Annotated in this window: 1 protein-coding gene; it reads right to left on the reverse strand. The window is 70.9% G+C overall.

Annotated elements, in window-relative coordinates:
• Positions 1-8 precede the first annotated feature (8 nt).
• Positions 9-1,067 carry an IS110 family transposase gene (locus tag ACGFZ2_RS34325; RefSeq protein ID WP_393461035.1) on the reverse strand — a complete coding sequence of 353 codons (1,059 nt, stop codon included), beginning with the start codon at positions 1,065-1,067 and terminating at the stop codon, positions 9-11.
• Between the last annotated feature and the right edge of the window lie 262 nt (positions 1,068-1,329).

Here is a 1,329-nt window from a genome sequence, read left to right on the forward strand (position 1 = left end):
CGACGCTCCTATGCCGCGTCAAGTGGTTGGGGTGGAGTTTCGAGGCGTCGGTAGATCTCTCGGGCGACGTAGCGTTTGAGGCAGCGTTTGATCTCTCGGTCGGTTTTGCCTTGGCTGCGGCGGCGGTCGGCGTAGGCGCGGGTGCGTTCATCGTGTTGGAGGCGGGTCAGGACGATGGTGTGCAGGGCGCGGTTGAGTTGGCGGTTTCCTGAGCGGTTGAGGCGGTAGCGGACGGTCTTGCCGGAGGACGCGGGGATGGGGGCGGTGCCGGCGAGCATGGCGAACGCGGCGTCGTTGCGGCAGCGGCCGGGGTGTGACCAGGCGGTGAGCACGGTGGCCGCGACGATCGGTCCGACGCCGGTGAGGTGCAGCAGGTCCGGTCGCCAGGAGCGGACGATTGTTCGGATCGCCTTCTCGTGCTCGGTGGCTTCGGCTTCGAGGAAGCGGACGCGGCGGGCGAGGTCGCGCAGCACACTCAGGCAGGTGAACACCTCGACGTCGGCGTTGGTGGTGGGGCGCAGTCGGGTGGCGGTGGTGAGCATGACCCGGGTGCTCTGGCCGCGGAATCGGGCCCGCACCACTTCGGGGGCGGTGGTCACCATGGCGTGCAGCTGCCGCTGGGCGTCGGCGCTGGCTTCCACGGCGGCGCGGCGGGCGGTCAGGCGCATCTGCAGTGCGGCCCGCTCGGGGCCGGTCTTGGGTTGCGCCAGGCGAGTGCGCGCCAGGGCGTCGCGGGCGGCGCGTTCGGCGTCGATCGCGTCGGACTTCGCCCCGGCGCGGCGGGCGGGACGCTGCGGCCGGTCCAGTTCGACGACCAGCTCACCACGATCGGCCAGGTGCCGGGCCAGGCCGGCGCCGTAGCCGCCGGAGCCCTCCAACGCCCAGGCCCGCAGCCCCGAGTGCTGCTCGGCCAGGGCCAGCAGTGCGGCGTAGCCGTCCGGGTCGGTGCTCACCGTGGCCCTGGCCAGGACCCCGCCGGTGCGGGTGTCGAGCACGGCGGCGGTGTGTGTGTCTTTGTGCGTGTCGACGCCGATGACGACCTCGACCAGTTCTGTCAGCATGGACATGCGTTCTCTCCTCACCGTGGGGACGCGAGGGTCCGGTCCGGTGCGGAGATGGCAGGACTGTGATGAGACACGCCAGCCGCTAACTGGCGGTCAAGCTCCTGATCAGGCCAAACGTCTCCCGCCGGGCCGGCGCCGGCAACAGCGGGCGGACAAGTCGACCCAAAGGCACAAAGGCCAGTCAGGCGAAGGGTCACGCCCGCCACTGCCAGCTATCAGCTCACCACTGCTGAGCCGACCCCGCCATGCTCACAGTCAGGCGAGG

The sequence above is a fragment of the Micromonospora sp. NPDC048063 genome, from assembly GCF_043202855.1.
Taxonomy (GTDB): Bacteria; Actinomycetota; Actinomycetes; order Mycobacteriales; family Micromonosporaceae; genus Micromonospora.

Bases quoted from the DNA above. Each gene is read 5' to 3' on its own strand.
- ACGFZ2_RS34325 (WP_393461035.1), bottom strand. From the start codon at position 1,067: ATGTCCATGCTGACAGAACTGGTCGAGGTCGTCATCGGCGTCGACACG.